This is a genomic window from Pyxidicoccus sp. M6 (assembly GCF_055568925.1).
This window is the reverse complement of sequence record NZ_CM145714.1, coordinates 12072673-12090333: the sequence shown is the minus strand read 5'-3', so window position 1 is coordinate 12090333 and position 17661 is coordinate 12072673. Positions and strand designations below refer to the sequence as shown.

13 protein-coding genes are annotated in these 17661 nt (G+C 71.2%); 9 read left to right on the top strand and 4 right to left on the bottom strand.

The features are described 5' to 3' along the window. Positions 1-178 precede the first annotated feature (178 nt). From dapE to ACVTJA_RS47575, 5 genes are all read left to right on the top strand, one after another. Positions 179-1267: a succinyl-diaminopimelate desuccinylase gene (dapE, locus tag ACVTJA_RS47595; RefSeq protein WP_465830907.1), complete on the top strand. Its 1089-nt coding sequence runs from the start codon at positions 179-181 to the stop codon at positions 1265-1267. A gap of 14 nt (positions 1268-1281) precedes the next feature. Then, positions 1282-2373: a sensor histidine kinase gene (locus ACVTJA_RS47590; protein ID WP_465830906.1), complete on the top strand. Its 1092-nt coding sequence runs from the start codon at positions 1282-1284 to the stop codon at positions 2371-2373. Next, a complete protein-coding gene (locus ACVTJA_RS47585; RefSeq protein ID WP_465830905.1) occupies positions 2370-3134 on the top strand; it encodes a LytR/AlgR family response regulator transcription factor in 765 nt (254 codons plus the stop codon). Before ACVTJA_RS47590 ends, ACVTJA_RS47585 begins: the two co-directional genes overlap by 4 nt. 140 nt (positions 3135-3274) lie before the next feature. Then, positions 3275-4426: a tetratricopeptide repeat protein gene (locus ACVTJA_RS47580; protein WP_465830903.1), complete on the top strand. Its 1152-nt coding sequence runs from the start codon at positions 3275-3277 to the stop codon at positions 4424-4426. A gap of 124 nt (positions 4427-4550) precedes the next feature. Continuing rightward, positions 4551-4946: a cell envelope biogenesis protein TolA gene (locus tag ACVTJA_RS47575; RefSeq protein ID WP_465830902.1), complete on the top strand. Its 396-nt coding sequence runs from the start codon at positions 4551-4553 to the stop codon at positions 4944-4946. Between the two features lie 152 nt (positions 4947-5098). Here ACVTJA_RS47575 and ACVTJA_RS47570 read toward each other — a convergent pair whose 3' ends face one another. From ACVTJA_RS47570 to ACVTJA_RS47560, 3 genes are all read right to left on the bottom strand, one after another. After that, positions 5099-6235 (bottom strand): hypothetical protein, encoded by a 1137-nt coding sequence (locus tag ACVTJA_RS47570; RefSeq protein ID WP_465830900.1) that lies wholly within the window; start codon positions 6233-6235, stop codon positions 5099-5101. Positions 6236-6419: 184 nt separating this feature from the next. Continuing rightward, a complete protein-coding gene (locus ACVTJA_RS47565; RefSeq protein WP_465830898.1) occupies positions 6420-7991 on the bottom strand; it encodes a hypothetical protein in 1572 nt (523 codons plus the stop codon). Between the two features lie 206 nt (positions 7992-8197). Beyond that, on the bottom strand, positions 8198-11773 hold the full coding sequence (locus tag ACVTJA_RS47560) for a DEAD/DEAH box helicase (protein ID WP_465830896.1): 3576 nt from the start codon (positions 11771-11773) through the stop codon (positions 8198-8200). 287 nt (positions 11774-12060) lie between these two features. Between ACVTJA_RS47560 and ACVTJA_RS47555 the strand changes: the two genes are divergently transcribed. The 4 genes from ACVTJA_RS47555 to ACVTJA_RS47540 are packed head-to-tail and all read left to right on the top strand — an operon-like array spanning position 12061 to position 16665. Further along, positions 12061-13995: a protein kinase domain-containing protein gene (locus ACVTJA_RS47555; RefSeq protein ID WP_465830895.1), complete on the top strand. Its 1935-nt coding sequence runs from the start codon at positions 12061-12063 to the stop codon at positions 13993-13995. Continuing rightward, positions 13992-15002 (top strand): PEGA domain-containing protein, encoded by a 1011-nt coding sequence (locus ACVTJA_RS47550; protein WP_465830893.1) that lies wholly within the window; start codon positions 13992-13994, stop codon positions 15000-15002. Before ACVTJA_RS47555 ends, ACVTJA_RS47550 begins: the two co-directional genes overlap by 4 nt. Positions 15003-15031: 29 nt before the next feature. Next, positions 15032-15385: a hypothetical protein gene (locus tag ACVTJA_RS47545; protein ID WP_465830891.1), complete on the top strand. Its 354-nt coding sequence runs from the start codon at positions 15032-15034 to the stop codon at positions 15383-15385. Between the two features lie 41 nt (positions 15386-15426). Continuing rightward, the gene (locus tag ACVTJA_RS47540) at positions 15427-16665 is read left to right on the top strand and encodes a hypothetical protein (RefSeq protein WP_465830889.1); all 1239 of its coding nucleotides are present in this window, start codon (positions 15427-15429) and stop codon (positions 16663-16665) included. A 9-nt stretch (positions 16666-16674) separates the two neighbouring features. Here the strand turns inward: ACVTJA_RS47540 and ACVTJA_RS47535 are convergent, their stop codons facing one another. Further along, positions 16675-17529: an alpha/beta fold hydrolase gene (locus ACVTJA_RS47535; protein WP_465830887.1), complete on the bottom strand. Its 855-nt coding sequence runs from the start codon at positions 17527-17529 to the stop codon at positions 16675-16677. Positions 17530-17661 lie beyond the last annotated feature (132 nt).

The following is a 17661-nucleotide window of genomic DNA, read 5'->3' as shown; positions in this document are numbered from 1 at the left end:
AGCAGCGCACTCCTTGTCACATGCCAACAGGCCCCGTGACACACCCCTCTTCGAGGACGTGAACGACACCGTCCGTTGAGATGCGTCAGGCGTGGGCGGGCAGGGTCCGCTCACTGGCGTACCCCGGCCAGGGAGGGCCACTGCATTCGTGGGGGCATGAGGTTATGGTGCCCGGCGCATGTCTTCCACCGAACTGGCCACCCGGCTCGCTCGCACCACGCTCGAGCTGTGCCGCATCCCCAGCCCCATCACCCACGAGGGCCTCATCGCCGACCACGTCGAACGTTGGGCCCTCCAGCACTTCAAGCGCGAGGAGGTGTTCCGCGTGGGGCACACGCTGCTCCTCGGACGCCTGGAGGACTCGCGTCCCACGGTGGCGCTCATCGGCCACCTGGACACCGTGCCCGCGCACCCCAGCGACCAGGGCCGCGAGCCTCGCATCGAGGGTGAGCGCGTCTTCGGGCTCGGCGCTTCGGACATGAAGGGCGGCCTCGCGGTGATGATGGCGCTGGCCGAGGACCTCCGCCGCGACACGCTCCCCGTCAACCTCGCCTTCCTCTTCTACGAGCGCGAGGAGGGCGCCTACGCGGAGAGCGGCCTCATTCCACTGTTCGCCCAGCGGCCGGACCTCGCGAAGGTGAAGTTCGGCATCGCCATGGAGCCCACAGACAGCGTGGTGCAGGTGGGCTGCGTCGGCTCCATGCAGGTGACGGTGCGCTTCACCGGACGCAGCGCGCACTCGGCGCGGCCGTGGCAGGGCGAGAACGCCATCCACAAGGCGGGGCCGTTCCTCGCGGAGCTGCTGGGCCGCCAGCGCGTGGAGGTGGATGTCGCGGGCTTCCCCTTCTACGAGGTCATCAACGCCACGCTGGCCAAGGGCGGGCGGGCGCGCAACGTCATCCCCGAGGCGTTCGAGCTGAACCTCAACTACCGCTTCGCGCCGGGCAAGAGCATCGAGCAGGCGAAGGCGGACGTGCGCGAGCTCGTCGCGGGCCGCGCGGAGGTGGAGGTCATCGACGCGTCTCCCAGCGGCCCCGTGGCGGCCGGCAATCCGCTGTTCCAGAAGCTGCTCCAGCTCACGGGGCTGCCCGCCGCGTCCAAGCAGGCGTGGACGGACGTGGCCCGCTTCGGCGAGTGGGGCGTGGACGCGGTGAACTACGGGCCCGGTGAGACGGCCCAGGCCCACCAGGCCAACGAGAGCGCGCCCATTCCTCCGCTGGCCGTGGCGTACGAGAAGCTCGCCGCGTTCCTCCAGCGCGCGGGCTGAGAGACATGGCGCGGGTGGCCGATTCAAGGCGGTGGCTCGGGCCCGCGCTGGTGCTGGCCGGGTACACGGTGCTGGCGCTCGTCTACGGCGCGCAGTTGTCCGTGTACCGCGCGTCGCGGGGCGAGCCCTCCAGCTTCGGCGAGACGTTCCTCGTCGGCGCCATCGAGTGGTACGGCTGGGCCGTCCTCACTCCGCTCATCCTCGCCGTCGCCCGCCGCGTGCGCGCCACCGGACGTCCCTGGCCCGTCCAGCTCGCGCTGCACATCCCTCCGGGTCTGCTGTTCGCGGCGGCGCACATGGCGCTGCACGCGAGCCTGCGCCAGTTGCTGATTTCGCCCCCGGGCGGGTGGCCCGCCGCGTGGACGTACTTCACGTACATGCTGTCGAAGACGACGGACTTCGACCTGCTCATGTACCTCTCCGTGGTGGGGCTGGACGCGGCCCTGCGCTACTCGCGGCAGGTGCGCGAGGAGGCCGTGCGCGCCTCGCAGCTCGAAGCACAGCTCGCGCAGGCGCAGCTCCAACTGCTGCGCAGCCAGCTCCGGCCGCACTTCCTCTTCAACACGCTGCACGCCATCTCCGCGCTCATGCACCGCGACGTGAATGCGGCGGACCGCATGGTGGGACAGCTCAGTGAGTTGCTGCGCGCGAGCCTGGAGCGGGATGGCCGGCAGGAGGTGCCCCTGTCCGAGGAGCTGGAGCTGCTGACGCCGTACCTCGACATCGAGCGCACCCGCTTCTCCGACCGGCTCCAGGTGGAGGTGGACGTGGCGCCCGAGGTGCGGGACGCATTGGTGCCACCGCTGCTGCTCCAGCCGCTGGTGGAGAATGCCATTCGCCACGGCATTGCTCCGCGCCGGGGGCCGGGACGGGTGTGGGTCCGCGCGGCCCGCTCCGGTGAGCGGCTGGCCGTGGAGGTTCGTGATGATGGCGTCGGTCCTCCGTCCTCGGGAGTGGAGGGACTGCGCGAGGGCATCGGCCTGGGGAGCACGCGCGCTCGGCTGGAGCGGTTGTATGGGAATGCGCACGCGCTGACGCTGGAGGCCAATGCGCCGCGCGGATTCGCCGTGTCCCTCTCGCTGCCGTACCGGAGCGTCCGGTCATGACGGTCCGCACGCTCATCGTCGATGACGAGCCATTGGCCCGTGAGCGGCTGCGCGCTCTGCTGGCGCCGGAGAAGGATTTGCACCCGCTGGCTGAGTGTGGCGATGGACAGGAGGCGCTGTCCGTCATGGCCCGCGAGCGCCCGGCGCTGGTGTTCCTCGACGTGGAGATGCCGGAGCTGGATGGGTTTGGCGTGCTCGCGGAGACGGCCGTGTCGCCTCCGCCGGTGGTGGTCTTCGTCACGGCGTGGCCTCAGCACGCGGTGCGCGCATTCGATGCCGCCGCGGTGGATTACCTGCTCAAGCCGTTCACGGTGGAGCGCTTCCAGCGCACGCTGACTCGCGTCCGTGAGCGATTGGCTTCGCCTCCGGTGGACCTGCGGCAGCAGCTCCAGCATCTGCTCCAGGAGTTGCGCCCGGCGCCCGCGGCCTCCGAGCGCCTGGTGGTGAAGTCCGGGGCGCAGACGTTGCTGGTGCCGGTGGAGGACATCGACTGGGTGGAGTCCGCCGGCAACTACGTCACCCTGCACGTGGGCCGCGAGGAGCACCTGCTGCGCGAGACGATGGCGGAGTTGGAGGCGCGGCTGGGCTCGCGGCGCTTCGCGCGCATCCACCGCTCGGCGCTCGTCAACGTGGACCGCATCCACTCGCTGTCGCCCACGCTGTCCGGGGACCACCGTCTGGTGTTGCGTGACGGGCAGGAGCTGACGCTGAGCCGGACGTACCGGGCCCGGCTGGAGCAGGTGCTCGGCCATCCGCTGTGAGGCCCCCGCCGCGTTCCGTCACCGAACGGCCGCGGCTCGTCCCTTCGTTCCGCGCTTCGTCCCAGCAGCGTCCTTTCTACTGCGCACCTCCGTAGCTTCCCGGTGATGGGAGGCCGAAGTGCCTCCTCGGGGAGGAAGACATGGGGCGCGGTATCTTCGTGGCACTGTTGGGGTTCATCACCGCCTGCGCGGCCGGACGCGCGGAGCAGGGGGGCACGCGGCGCGCGACGGAACCCGCGTCCTTCGCCGTGTCCGCTGTCGCCGTCATGCAGGCGTACGATTTGGAGAGCCGCTTCCAGGAGGCCGCGGACCTGGGACGCTACGCCATCGAGCGGGCCCGGCTGCTGAAGGACGCCCCGGGCGAGGCGCGCCTCACCGCCGAGCTGGGCCGTGTCCTCACCCGCCAGCTTCGACATGAGCCGAAGATGAGCGAGGCCGACGTGCTTGCTGTCCTCCAGCGCGCGCGGCAGCTCGCGGAGGCCTCGGGAGACCGGGGCTCGCTGGCCGCCGCGCTCGATGCGGAGGGCATGTTCCACTACTGGAACAAGGTGTCCGCCGGTCGCGGGGAGTGGGAGCCCCTGGTCGCCCTCTTCGAGCGGGCCCACACGCTGGCCTCGGAAGCGGGAGACGCGCGCGGTGTCTCGGAGACGCTCTTCCACCTGGGCCTCTCCCGCCAGTTCCAGGGCGATGCCGCCGGGGCTCGTGGCTTCTTCGAGCGCTCCCTGAAGCACGCGCGGGAGTCGGGGGACGCCCTCATGCAGTCGTATGCCCTGCGGCACCTGGCCGACCTCGTCGAGAAGGACGGGGACCTGGACACGGCGCTCGCGTACCACCGCGAGTGCCTGCGCCTGCGCGAGCAGGTGGGCTTCCGTACCGGACAGGTGTTCGCGCTGCTCGCCGTGGCCCACGTCCTCACCGTGCGCGAGCCCCGAAGCGACGAGGCGCTCGATGCCTCGCAGCGGGCACTGCGCATGGCCGAGGAGTCGAAGGACCCGGCGAGCGTGCGTGAGGCCCACGCCGCCCTGGGCCATGTGTACGTCCGACGTGGCGACTCCGCGTCCGCGCTCTCGCACCTGGAGCAGGCCATGACCAACGCCGAGGCCCACCAGGACTGGCTCACGGTGGCGGATGTGCAGCTCGGCCTGGCGCGGGCATATGCCCTGCGGGGCGAGAAGGCGCGCGTCGAGGAGTGGCTCCGCCGCGCGTGGGAGCTCGCCAACCAGCGCGGGCTGAGCGTCATCTTCGAGGACGTGGAGCAGCTCGGACGCGAGCACGGCATCGCGCTGCGCTGAGCGGCGTGCGACTGCCATTCGTCCGCTGTCGTTCATCTGCGTGGAAGGCATTGCACTGCGCGTGAGGGAATGGGCGTACCCTGTTCATGCATCGCCCGCTGTCCTCACTTCAGGAGCTGAATGCATGGCCTTTGAGACCTCCGTGAATGCGCAGATCACCGACGCGCTGGCGTCGACTCCCTCGATTGGCGCCGCCACCACGGGCGGCGCCGCGACTCCTCGGCGCCGCACCTCGACGCGCCGCAAGACCTCCACTCGCGCTGGTGGTGTCCGGAAGGGCGCGCGGAAGACCTCCGCGAAGCGCGCCTCCACGCGTGGGAAGACGACCGCTCGCGCCAAGAAGGGCGTCCGCAAGACGGGGGCGCGCAAGGCCACCCGGGGCGCTCGCAAGGCCACCACGCGGAAGACCGCCGCCGCCGGAAGGACTGCTCGGAAGACCTCTGCTCGTGGTGGCGTGAAGCGGGGCGCCGCTCGCGGTGGCGCTCGGCGTACCTCGACGCGCCGCACCTCGCGCCGCTGAATCCCGGGCGCACGGGGCCGGGGCCACGCCTCGGCTCGGCGCTTCGACTCCCGCTCCAAACACAGAGGGCCACGGGGGGCGGATTGTCTCCGCGCACCGTGGCCCTCGAGCACGCGAGCGCTCCTGCAGGAGCGCCCGGTGATGTCAGCCGGCTACCGCACGAGGACGCCGACGGAGAAGGTGTCCGTCAGCATCTCGTTGGCGGCGGTCGCCGTCACCTTGCAGCCCGTGCCGCCCGAGGTCACGGTCGGCGTGGTCCACGTGTAGTTGCTGTAACAGTTCGTGTTGGTCGGGCACGAGTCGTAGTTCCTCGTCAGGCTGCCGCACGACGCCGTCATGTTCATGCTCTGGACGCCCAGGCGCGTGCCGAAGTCCGTGGCGAACTCCAGGGTGTACTGCTGGTTCGGGCTCACGTCGGGCAGGTTCGCCCACGGCCCATAGCGGTACACCTGGGAGTAGGGCACGCCGCCACCGTAGATGGTGATGGAGTAGACCTCGGGCCGCTGGATGTACTCACCCGTCACCTGCGCGCCGCCCGTGCTGCCGCCGTCCGCGCCGCCCGCGAAGACCACCACCGACACGGAGTCCGACACCGTCCGGTCGCGCGCCGTCACAGCCACCGACAGCGTGCACGCGCCCGACGTGCTGGACGCCCAGGACGTCGTGGTCGAGTTGGGGTTGGAGAAGGAGCTGGTGGGGCAGTCTTCGCTCGACCACTGGTAGGACAGCGGGTCCCCGTCCAGGTCCTCCGCCACCACGGACAGGGTGATGGCCTGGTTCGTCTGCACGTTCGAGTTGGAAGCCGTCACCGAGTAGATGTACGGCATGATGTCCGGCTGCGGCTCCGGCGGCGTCTGGTCATAGATGCGCATGGAGACGGCCGTCGTCGTGTTCGCCACGATGTCGACCGTCACGGTGCCGGTGGCCACCACCGTCATGGCGCCGCCCGCGTCCTGGCCCGGGCCGCCATCCGGCGTGCCGCCGTCGCTGCCCACATGGGCATAGCCGTTGGCCGTCAGCGTCTGCGTGCCGGTGGGCAGCACCAGCGTGCCGGTGAACGCGCCCGCGCCGGGCGAGTACGCCAGCGACCTGGTGACATTGGCCGGGAAGGCCGTCACCACCATGGACTGGATTTCGTAGGCGGACAGCCCCTTCACGGAGATCTGCGCCTGACCCTCGATACCGGACTGCTCGTCAGTCCCCTCGGTGTTGCTTCCGGACGAGCAGGCCGCCAGCAACGCGGCCATACCCGCCAGCGCGCCGGCGACGAGCGTGAACCTCTTCGACATGACTTCTCCTTCACGGAATTGCGGCCCCTGCCGGCCTCCCCAAAACAGGCCTGCGGGTCCGTGGGTTCTCGCGGAGAAGAACGTCGCGTGTCCACCGTTGTCGCAAATTCCACGGGAGTCCGGTGCCGGGCGGAGGGTGCTCTCCGACCCGGACGGACTCGCGCTTTGACTCCGAGCGTGCGGGTCAGCGCTTCACGCGGAAGAGGAAGACGTCGCCTCGCACGGCGGAGCGGCGGCCCAGGCCGAAGTCGCTGTCGCGGTCCGTGTGGCCGAAGAGGACGGCGTCGCCTCCGGGCAGCACCACCACGGAGGGCATGGCCTCCAGTCCGGCCAGTTCGCCTCGGGGCTCGGGCGGGTCCGACAGGTAGAGGCGTGTTGCCACCGCCGCGCCGGTGGTGTCGTAGCGCAGCGCCACCGGCTGCGAGGAGCCCAGGCCATCCGAGCCGGCCGTACCGTCCTCGATGCGGTTGTAGGTGAAGGCGCCCACCACCACCTCGCCCGTGGCCGTGTCCACCGCGAGCGCGCCCACCTGGAGCCCGTCACCGAGGTTGCGGCTCCAGCGCTCCTGGCCTCCCTGCCGCGCGGAGAGGAGGAAGGGACTGTAGCGGTACGGGTGGCCCTGGAGCTTCTTTCCCGCCCAGTCCACGGTGCCGAGGAAGGGGCCGGTGGCCACCACCTCACCCTGGCCGTCCAGGCCCACCGACGTCACGGTGCCCTGCGCGTGCTTCAGCGCCTTGGCCCACGTCAGCGCGCCGTCCGTGTAGAGCGCGAGGAAGGGGCTTCCGTCGCGCGTGGACTGCACGGGCTGGCCGCCGAAGCGCACCGCGCCCACGTAGCGGCCGCCCACCGCCATCCGCCCGCGTCCATCTACCGCGAGCGTGCGTAGCTCGACGGCGTCCTCCTTGCCCTCGGGCCGGCCGATGGCGAGGACGCGCTCCGCCCCTCCCTCCGTCGAGTACGTCACCACCACGGCGCCGGAGCCGCGCGTGCCTCCGCCGAAGTCCGTGGAGCCGGGCGCGTTGAAGGCCACCAGCGCGTGGCCCTGCGCGTCCACCGCGAGGTCCGCCACGGTGAGGCCTGTCCCGTTGGGTGTGCTCACCCAGACGAGGCTGCCGTTCGCATCCAGCCGGGCCACGAAGGCGGTGTTGCCCAGTTCGCGCGTCTCGAGGTCCAGGACCCCGGCCACCTTGCCGGCCAGGTAGACGCCTCCCGCGGGGTCCACGGCGACGTGGGCGCGGACGTCGGCGCGCAGCTCGGCGGGCGTCTCGGGGGCGCGCACCTCGAAGGTGCGTTGCCAGCGCGTCTCGCCGTCCGCCGAGCGCCGGGTGATGACCAGCGACACCTTGTTGTCCGTCGGGTCGCGCGTGTCGAGGTCATCGATGCCCTGGACGGACGCGGTGAAGATGTCGCCGCTCGCGTCCGTGGCCGCGTCCAGCGCCAGGTCGTCCTGCGGCGTGCCCTCGCGCGCCAGCCACAGCGTGGCGCCAGGTCCCGGCGGAGGTGGCGGTGGCTCCGGTGTCGGCTCCTGGCTGGTGTCCTGTGGCTCCTCCTCCTGCGGTTGTTCATCCGAAGGAGGCGGGACGTCGTCCTCATCGGGAGGCGGCTCGGGCCTCCCGGAGCAGTCATCCACGCCCATGCAGCCCCCGGTGTCGGGCGGCTCCTGCACCTCGCCGCTGCCGCACCCGGTCACCATCCCCACCCAACCCAGCACCGTCATCCCGATGACGGTCCGGGCCCATCGCCCACCCAGACGCATGATGAAAACCCCCTCCGCCGAGCATGAGGGTCCGCATGCCACACGGTGCCAGCAACGGGTTGCGCGCCGTCTGCCCGCCTGCCCGCTCCGGTGCGCAAAGCCGCCGCATGCGAGTGGAACGAACGTTCCTTTCACGGCTCCTCGCCGCGCCACACGCAGGGCCCGCGCGCTCCCCATCCACGGGCCGCGGTTGCCTCGGCCTTCCCTCAGTGCCGCGTGGGAGTCGGCTCGTCCTCCGTCGGGGCGGGAGGGGCGAGCTTCTGCGAGAGGAGGGCGAGCAGCTCCTTCGTGGTGAGCCGGCCCGCCTGGTCCTTCCCGTCCAGCACGCCGGCCACCAGCGCGCGCTTGTGCTCGTGCAGCGCGAGCATCTGCTCCTCCAGCGTGCCGCGCGCCACCAGCCGGTACACGGTGACGGGGCGCTCCTGGCCGATGCGGTGGGCGCGGTCGGACGCCTGGTCCTCCACGGCCGGGTTCCACCACGGGTCCAGGTGGATGACGCTCGTCGCGGCGGTGAGGTTGAGGCCGAAGCCTCCGGCCTTGAGCGAGATGAGGAACAGCGGCGCGTCCCCCTCCTGGAAGGCCTTCACCCGCTCCGCCCGCGCGCCCTGCGGCGTCTGTCCGTCCAGGTACTCGTACCGGATGCCCTGCGCGTCCAGCACCTCGCGCACCAGTGACAGGTGCGAGGTGAACTGGCTGAAGACGAGCGTCCGCTGCCCTTCCGCGCGCAGCTCCTGCACCAGCTCCATGAAGCGCTCCAGCTTGGAGGACTCCAGCCGGGAGGACGGGTCATGGAGGCGCGGGTGCGAGGCCAGCAGGCGCAGCCGGGTGAGCGCGGCCAGGACCTCGATGCGACGCTCCTGCTCGCGCAGCTTCGCCTTGTTCGTCTCCAAATCCGACAGGGCCGCGAGCCGCGCGTCCTCGTAGAGCTGCCACTCCGCCGACGAGAGGACCACGGGCACCCGCACGTCCGTGCGCGGCGGGAGCTGCGCCTCTACCTGCGCCTTGGTGCGCCGCAGGAGGAAGGGTTGCAGCACGCGGGCCAGCGCGGGTGCGGCCGTGGGGTCGATGCCCTTCTCAATCGGCGCGGCGAAGCGCTCGCGGAAGGCCTCCCAGCTCCCGAGCAGCTCGGGGAAGACGACGGCGAAGAGGGCCCACAGCTCGCCGAGGTGGTTCTCCAGCGGCGTGCCGGAGAGGGCGAAGCGGAAGTCCGCCTGGAGCGCCCGCGCGGCGCGGAAGCGGTGCGTGGCGGCGTTCTTCAGCGTCTGCGCCTCGTCGAAGACGGCGGTGGCGAAGTGCAGCTTGGAGAGCCGCTCGATGTCGCGCGTGAGCAGGCCGTAGCTGAGCACGAGGACGTCCTTCGGCCCCAGGCGCTCCAGCGTGCCGCCACGGTCCTCCGCGTCCGCGTACAGGTGCATGCGCAGGGACGGAGCGAAGCGCTTCGCCTCGTCCACCCAGTTGAAGGCCACCGACGTGGGCGCCAGCACCAGCGCGGGCCCGAGCTTGCTCCGCTCCAGCAGCACGGCCAGCGCCTGCACCGTCTTGCCCAGGCCCATGTCGTCCGCGAGCACGCCGCCCGCGTTCCACGACGCCAGCCGCGTGAGCCAGCGAAAGCCCTCGAGCTGATAGTCGCGCAGCTCCGTCTTCAGCCCCGAGGGCACTCGGGGGCGCAGCTCCTTCGCGGCGAAGATGCGCTCCACCAGCTTCTGCCACGCGGCGTCCGACTCCACCTTCGCGCCCGCGCTTCCAAGTGCACTGAGCGCCTCCGCGGCGGACGGGCCCACCTCCAGGCCGTGGCGCGAGAGGTACGCGTGGTCCGACAGCCGCTCCAGGTGCTGGCGCAGGGCGTCCTCGACTTCCACGTAGGTCTGCGCGGCGACGTGGACGAAGCGCTCCTTGCGGCGGGCCGCGTCCAACAGCCGCGCCAGCTCCACGCGCTCGCCCTCCACGGACAGCGAGCCCAGCACGCCGAACCAGTGGCGCTTGCGCTCCACTGTCACCTTGAGCGCGCCGGGCCCGCGCGCGGAGACGAGGCGCATGGGCGTGCCCGTCCACTCCAGCTCGGGTTTGGGCTCCATGGCCGCGCAGACCTTGAGCAGCGTGAGCGCGTACTGGGGGCCGGTGAAGATGAAGGTATAGGGGAAGAGCTCGTCCGGCCGGGCGGTGTCGAGCGGCAGCCGGGTGAGGAGAAGCTCGGCGGCCTCGCGCTCCTGGATGAAGTCGCGCACGGCGTGGAAGGGCGTGGTGCCGCGACGGATGTGCACGTCGCGCGAGCCCTCGCCGGGGATGAAGGCCGGGCTGTCGGGCAGCGGGCGCGTGCGGACCTCCAGGCGCACGTTGCCCCCGGGCAGCGCTTCCAGCCGGAGCACCGGGCGGCTCTGCGTGGGCAGGGCCTCGCCCATGACGCTGCGGGGCATGGCCACGGGCAGGCGCTGGGAGAATTTCGAGAGGCGGTCCAGCAGCGCGCCGTGGCTCTCCGGAGGGAAGGCGTTGCCGTGGCGCTGGAGCACGCCGAGCACGGAGCGCACCTCCGCGCTGACGTCGAGCACGGTGAGCCGGCGCGCGCCCTCGTCCCAGAGGAAGAGGGCCTCCTCGGGCTTCGACTTGCGCACCCGGTCCAGCAGCGTGGGAGGCAGGGTCGCGCCATCGACGCCGGCGGCGATGATGACGGTGCCGTCCCGGTCCTCCGCGACGAGGCCCACCCTGGCGCGCTCGACGCGCACGAGCTGGTCCGTGTCCTCCAGGAAGATGCGCGGGTGGTTGGCCAGCTCGAAGAGCAGCTCGCGCGAGGCGGGGGCCGCGGTCTCCGGTAGCAGCGCGGCGAGGCGCGCGTCGGTGGGGGTGAGCAGCGAGCCGTACTCCTGGAGGAGCCGCTTGCGCGTCAGCCGCGAGCCCGCGCTGAGCTGGCCCTTCTTGTTGCGCCGGTGGAGGTACGGGGCGAGCTCGACGCCGTAGCTGGGGATGACCTCCAGGCGCCACGTCAGCTCCGCGCCCGATGCGCCGCTGGGGCTCTCCTCGACGGCGCGCTCCAGGGCCCGCAGGGTGCGCTCCCAGGCGGGGCGGACCAGCTCCTCGAGCACGTCGCCGAACTCGTCCGTCCAGGGTTGGCGCAGCCAGAGGAGGGCGCTGTCGATGGCGGCGAGGACGTGGACGCACGCCGTCGCGCCGCAGGTGCAGTCCGCCTTCACCTCCGTGGGCGAGAACGTGAGGCGCGCCTCGGGGAGGATGAAGCCCACCACGGCGCCCAGCGGCAGCTCCGAGCAGCGCGTCTCCTTGAGCTTGAAGCCCGGCAGCACGGTGTCGAGCTGGAGCGTCTCCGCGGACAGCCAGCGGCGCGGGCGGGGAGCAATGGAGTCCGGGAGGCGGGCGCGCAGCTCGGTGAGGAGGCGGTGGAGGGTGTGGGTGCGTACGTCCTCGGGGGGGCGCAGGCGCTCGGGGACGGAGGCGCGGGCGTCCTCGGCGGCGGCGCGCTCGTCCTCCAGGAAGCGGCAGGCGAGGCGGGGGAGGACGTCCTTCATCTTCGGGGACGGCTGGACTTCGGCGGCCCACCGCGCCTGGGACTCGGCGCTGGCGAGCTCCACGAGCCGGCGTCCCGCGATAGCCATGCGGAACTGTGGGACGAGCGGGGCCTCCACCCGGGGGCCGAGCATGACGAGGCTCAGGCGCGTGACGTGCTCGATACCATGGGCCCGCAGCCACGCGAGCAGCGCGCGGTCCGTGTCGAAGGGTGGGCCGCCGGCCTCCTGCGATGAGGGGGGCGGGGCGTGCGCGGGCTCAGCAGGCATGGGAGGTCGCTTCTTCAGGAAGAACGGAGGAAAGGCAAGGGGTTACGAGGCCTTACGGCAGGCGGGCGAGCGGGCGCCCGCGGCTCAGCGTCCTCGCGGATCATCCGTGCAATGACTCGCATCCGGTTCGAATGTCACAACACAGTCACGCGGATGGATATGTGTTTGTCACGAAAGTGTAAACGTCACGAGCGTGTAAACACATCAGTCACGGACTGGCCCTGACGCGCCACGACTCTGTAAAAAGCAGCCAATTCCAGATCTGCGATTTTTACGGAGAGGTAACAGTGTCGGCCCCTCGTGATGCGGTAACCAGCGCGGCCCTGCTGGGGAGATACGAGCTCGTCTCGGAGCTGGGGCACGGCGGAATGGCGAGGGTGTACCGGGCGCGAGCCGCGGGCCCTGGTGGTTTCGAGAAGACGCTGGTCGTGAAGTGCATCCTCCCGCACCTGGCGAAGGACCCGCAGTTCGTCGAGATGTTCCTCGCCGAGGCGCGGCTCGCGGCGCGGCTCAACCATCCCAACCTCGTGCAGATTTTCGACTTCGGCGAGGCGGACGGCGCGTACTTCCTGGCGATGGAGTACATCGACGGGCCCACGCTGCGCGCGCTCTTGCGGCGGCTGACGGCGCAGGGCCAGACGGTGCCCTATCCCCTGTGCGCGCGCATCGCCTCGGCGGTGTGCGAGGGCCTCACGTTCGCGCACGAGTTCAGTGACCCGGACACCGGCGAGGCGCTGCGGATGATCCACCGCGACGTCAGCCCGGACAACATCCTGCTGTCGCGCAGCGGGAACGTGAAGCTGGTGGACTTCGGCATCGCCAAGGCCACGAGCCAGGCGCCGCAGACGCAGGTGGGCACGCTCAAGGGCAAGGTGCCGTACATGGCGCCCGAGCAGCTCCGCAACGAGCCGCTGGACGCGCGCACGGACGTGTACGCGCTGGGCGTGGTGCTCTACGAGATGGTGGCGGGGGCCAAGCCCTTCGAGGCCAGCAACGAGGCGGCGTTGATGCACGCCATCCTCTTCGACCCGTTCATCCCCGTGGCCGCGCGGCGCGAGGACGTCCCCGAGGCCCTGGAGCGCATCATCCAGCGCGCGCTCGCCAAGGACCGTGCGACGCGCTACGCGAGCTGCCGGCAGATGCAGGCGGACCTGGACCGCTACCTGCTGAGCTGCGGGCATCCGGTGGGCACGCAGCACGTGTCCCAGCTCATCAGCCGCGCCGCCGTGCCCACCGGTGGGAACCCCGTCGTGGGCACTCCCGTGTCCAGCGGCGTCAGCCCTCCGCGCGAGCAGTCCCGTGGCTCCGGTCCGTTGCGGCCCACCACCGGCGCATTCGCGCAGATGCCAACGGCCGTGGACCCGGGGCCGCAGCCCACGGGGCCCACGCGTCCCGGGTTGCTGATGCGAGGCCGGGGCGCGCTGCTCGCGGCCATGGGAGTTGGAGCCCTGCTGGCGGGAGGCGTCGCCGTGGCGCTGCGCCCTGGCGACAGGGACGTTCCGCCCGCCGCGCCCGGGGGCCAGGTTGTTGGAACGGCCGTTCCGCCCAACGGTGTCGGCGCCCAGGCCGCGCAGGGCGCGCGTGTGGAAGGAACCGTCATTCCACCCAATGGTGCCGGCACCCAGGCAGGGCAGGGCACCACCGCGGAAGGAACCGTCATTCCACCCAACGGGGTCGGCACCCAGGCCGCGCAGGGGGCTACCGCGGAAGGAACGCTCATTCCGCCCACGGGTGTCGCCGCCTCGGCCGTGCAGGGGATGCGCGCGGAAGGAACCGTCATTCCGCGCGGCGGTGGCGCGGCACCGCGGGCCTCGGCCGAGCCGACGGAGGTGGAGCTTCAAGTGACGGTGACGCCGCGCAAGGCCTCGCTCCGCCTGGACAACAAGCCGCTGTCGGGCAATCCCTTCTCGGACACCTTCCCCCGGGATGGCAGCGTGCACACGCTGCGCGTCACCGCTCCCGGCTACGCGCCCGTGGTGAAGGAAGTGCGCTTCGACCGCGACCTGGCGCTCGACATCACCCTCTCGCGACGCGGCCAGGAATCGCGCCGTCCCGCCGTCGTGGAGAGCACCCCTCGCGAGGCGGCCGAGGTCCAGGCGCAGGAGCCGGACTTCGCCGAAGTGCCCGCGAAGTCGACTCCCCGCAAGCCACCCCGGCGCACCCTCGACTCGGACAACCCCTGGGCCGAGCAGGGCGAGAACCCTTCCCCGGAAAAGCCATGACTCCCATCCCGATGTGTCATCCCAAGCGGCTCGCCCTGGTGCTCCTGGTGGCGATGGCCGCGGGCAGCGCCAGTGCCGCTGCCCCCGCCAAGAAGACTCCCTCCGCGCGCAACCAGCAGATGGAGGAGGCGCAGCGCCGCTACGAGCGCGGCAAGGAGTTCTACGAGGAGAACGACTTCCGCGCGGCGCTGGTGGAGTTCCAGCGCGCCTACGAGCTGGCGCCCAGCTACCGGCTCCTCTACAGCATCGCCCAGGTCCAGTATCAGCTTCAGGACTACGCGGGTTCGCTGCGCAGCTTCCAGCAGTACCTGCAGGAGGGCCAGGCGGACATCCCCGCCCAGCGCCGCGACGAGGTGCAGCGCGAGGTGGAGCGGCTGCGCTCGCGCGTGGCGACGCTGGACATCGTCACCCAGCCCGTCGGCGCGACGGTGTCCGTGGACGACCAGCCCGTGGGCCGCACGCCGCTGTCCGAGCCCGTCCTGGTGAGCGCCGGCCGGCGCAAGGTGACGGCCGAGCTTCCCGGTGAGCCGCCGGTGACGCGCATGGTGGACGTGGCCGGCACGGACAACGTGCGGGTGCAGCTCGACTTCGCGCCGCCGCCCACGCCGAAGCCCGCCGCCGTCGCCGAGCCCGTGCCCGCCTCCGTGTCGCCAACGCCCGGCCTGTCGGCCAAGGCCGAGCCGCGTGGCGTCCCCTGGAAGATGTGGACGGCCACCGGCGTGCTGGCGGTGGGCGCGGGCGTCACCGCCATCATGGCCAGCAGCGCGTCCAGCGACTTGAAGGAGAAGCGGGGCACCTTCGGCGTGACGCGCGCCCAGTTGGATGACGCCAGCAGCAAGGCGAAGACGCTGGCGCTCACCAGCGACATCTTCACCGGGGCCACGGTGGTGGCGGCCGGCATCTCCGCGTTCATGACCTTCTCCGGCGGCTCCTCCGACGAGGCTCCCGGCCCGTCCGTGACGCTGGGCGTGGGCCCCGGCAGCGTCGGCGTCGCCGGTGCCTTCTAGCCATCGACCTTTTCACGAGCGACACACCCATGCCTTCCCTTCCTCCCGCCTCGCGAGGCCCCGCCCGGCTTCGCGTCCTCCTTCTCGTCCCGGCGCTGCTGTTGGCGCTCGCGGGCTGTTCGCTGGCGCTGGATACCGAGTCCGCGCAGTGCTCCACGGACACGGACTGCGAGCGCTTCGGCACCTATCCCGTCTGCCAGGAGGGCGTGTGCGTGCCCTCGGGGCTCGGGCCGCAGGGCTGCTTCCGCGGTAGCGCCTCCACCGAGGAGCAGTTCCTCAACCAGTGCACGCGGGCCGAATGCATCCCCTTCGACAACTGCGCGCGCCTGGGGTTGTGCAACTCCAGCGCGCCGCTGCCCGACCTCGTTCCCCGGTCTCCCTGAGCCGCTCTGTTCTCTTCCTTCCGCTCCTCTTGCGAACTCCCATGAGACTTCCCACGCTCACTGGCGGCCTGGCGCGCGCGCTGGCCGTCCTCGCCGCGCTCGCTGTCCCCGCTGCTCACGCGCAGACGAACACACCCACCATCTCCTGTCCCACCACGCAGGTCGTCTACGTGGCGGGCTCGTCGGCGGTCCGCTCGTTCCTCTCGGTGGTGGCGCCGCTGCTCGCCCAGGACACGCCCGCGTACAGCATCGTCTACCAGGCCCAGGGCTCGTGCACGGGCGTCACCGCCATCTACAGCACGGACCCGTCGAAGCGGGTGTTGAAGGACATTCCCGCCTCGGGGGGACGGGCCGCGAACTACGCCATCCTGCTCAAGGCGGACGGCTCGGCGCAGGAGTGCTCGCTGCCGACGGACGGTGTGCTGGTGGACGTGGGCGTGTCGGACGTCTTCGCCTCCACGTGCGGCGTCGACGTTCCCGCCGGGGTGCAGATTGCCGACTACGAGGGCCCCATCCAGCCGATGACCTTCGTGGTGCCGGTGAACTCCACGCAGAAGAGCATCAGCGCCGAGGCGGCGTACATGGCGTTCGGCATGGGCGGCAACCAGGGCAAGGCGTCGCCCTGGGTGGACCAGTCCCTCTTCTTCGTGCGCAACGCGAGCTCCGGTACGCAGCAGATGATTGCCCGGGCCATCAGCGTGCCGGCGGAGAAGTGGTGGGGCGTGGACCGTGGCGGCAGTGACGGCGTGCGCAAGAACATGAAGCTGCTGTTGGATGCGACGTCGTCAGAGAAGGCCATCGGCATCCTGTCCACGGACGTGGCGGACGAGGAGCGCTCCAACCTGCGAATTCTCGCCTTCCAGGCGCGGGGGCAGAAGTGTGGCTTCCTTCCGGACTCGACGCCGTTCGCGAAGGACAAGGCGAACGTGCGCGACGGGCACTACCCCATCTGGGGGCCGGTGCACTTCTACACGCGGGTGGAGAACGGGCTGCCCACGGCGGCGTCGGGCGCGCTGGTGAGCCGCTTCGCCGCTCCGCAGCTCGAGCAGGGGCTGCTGGAGGCCATCATCAACAAGCACCTGGTGCCCAAGTGCGCGATGAAGGTGAAGCGCACGGCGGAGATGGGGCCGCTGTCGCCCGTCACCTCGGGCCTGCGCTGCGGCTGCTTCTTCGACAAGGTGGCCAACGGCGCCACGTCCTGCACGCCGTGCGGAGGCCCCGGGGACTGCCCGTCCTCGGCGCCGTCCTGCAACTACGGCTATTGCGAGCAGGGCGGCTGAGGGGCGTCGTCAGCCCTGTGCGGCGCGCGCGGCGGAGCGGAAGGACTGCTCCGCGCGTTCCAGGTGCTCCTGGAGCAGGGCGTTGACCTCCGCCGCGCGGGTGAGGGTCATGGCGTGGGCGGTGTTACCCAGTTCGATGTAGCGCGCGCCGGGGATGCCCCGGGCGAGCTCGCGGCCGGATGCGGTCGTGGCGATGCGGTCGTGCTCCGCGCTCGCGACGAGCGTGGGGATGGCGGACAGCGCGGAGAGGAAGGGTCGTGCGTCCGCGCGGGCCATGGTCTTCACCTGCCGCATCAGGATGGGCGGAGACTCCGCGAGGTCCCGGTCGAAGAGCGTACCCAGCTTCTTCGCCATGGCATCGGGGTCGACGGCCGCCAGCTCTTCGTGGGTGAGCACCATCTCCATGAAGGCGCGCTGCCGCATGCGCCGCGTGCCGATGCGAGTCCTCAGGCCGACACGCACCAGCCACGGCGTCAGCCGTGACGGCGCCTTGCCATTCGCGAACGTGCACAGGAGCGCGAGGCTGCGTACGCGCGCCGGTGCTCGCCGGGCCACGTACTGCGCGATGAGCCCACCCATCGAGTGCCCGACGAGGTGTGCGCTCTGCCAGCCCTGCGCGTCCATCAGCGCGAGGGTGTCCTCGGCCATGAGCTCCAGTGACAGCGGCTCGGCGGACGGAACGCTCCGGCCATAGGCGCGGTTGTCGAAGCACAGGCACTGGAAGCGAGACGTCAGCGCGTCGAGCTGAGGCCTCCACCCATTCGCGCCAACGCCTGAGCCCTGGATGAGCACGACCGGAGTCCCCTGGCCCTCCACGAACCAGCTCAGGTTGCAGCCCCGGTGCATCGTCGTGCGTCGTTCCACGGGTTCCTCCTGCGCGAATGGGCGTGACGCTGGCACGGCCTGATGGAGCAAGGCGAGCCGGCGATGCCGGACACGTCATGAACGCCAGTGCCCGTGCTTCTTCCCGACGTGAGGAGGAGGGCGGGTGCGTTT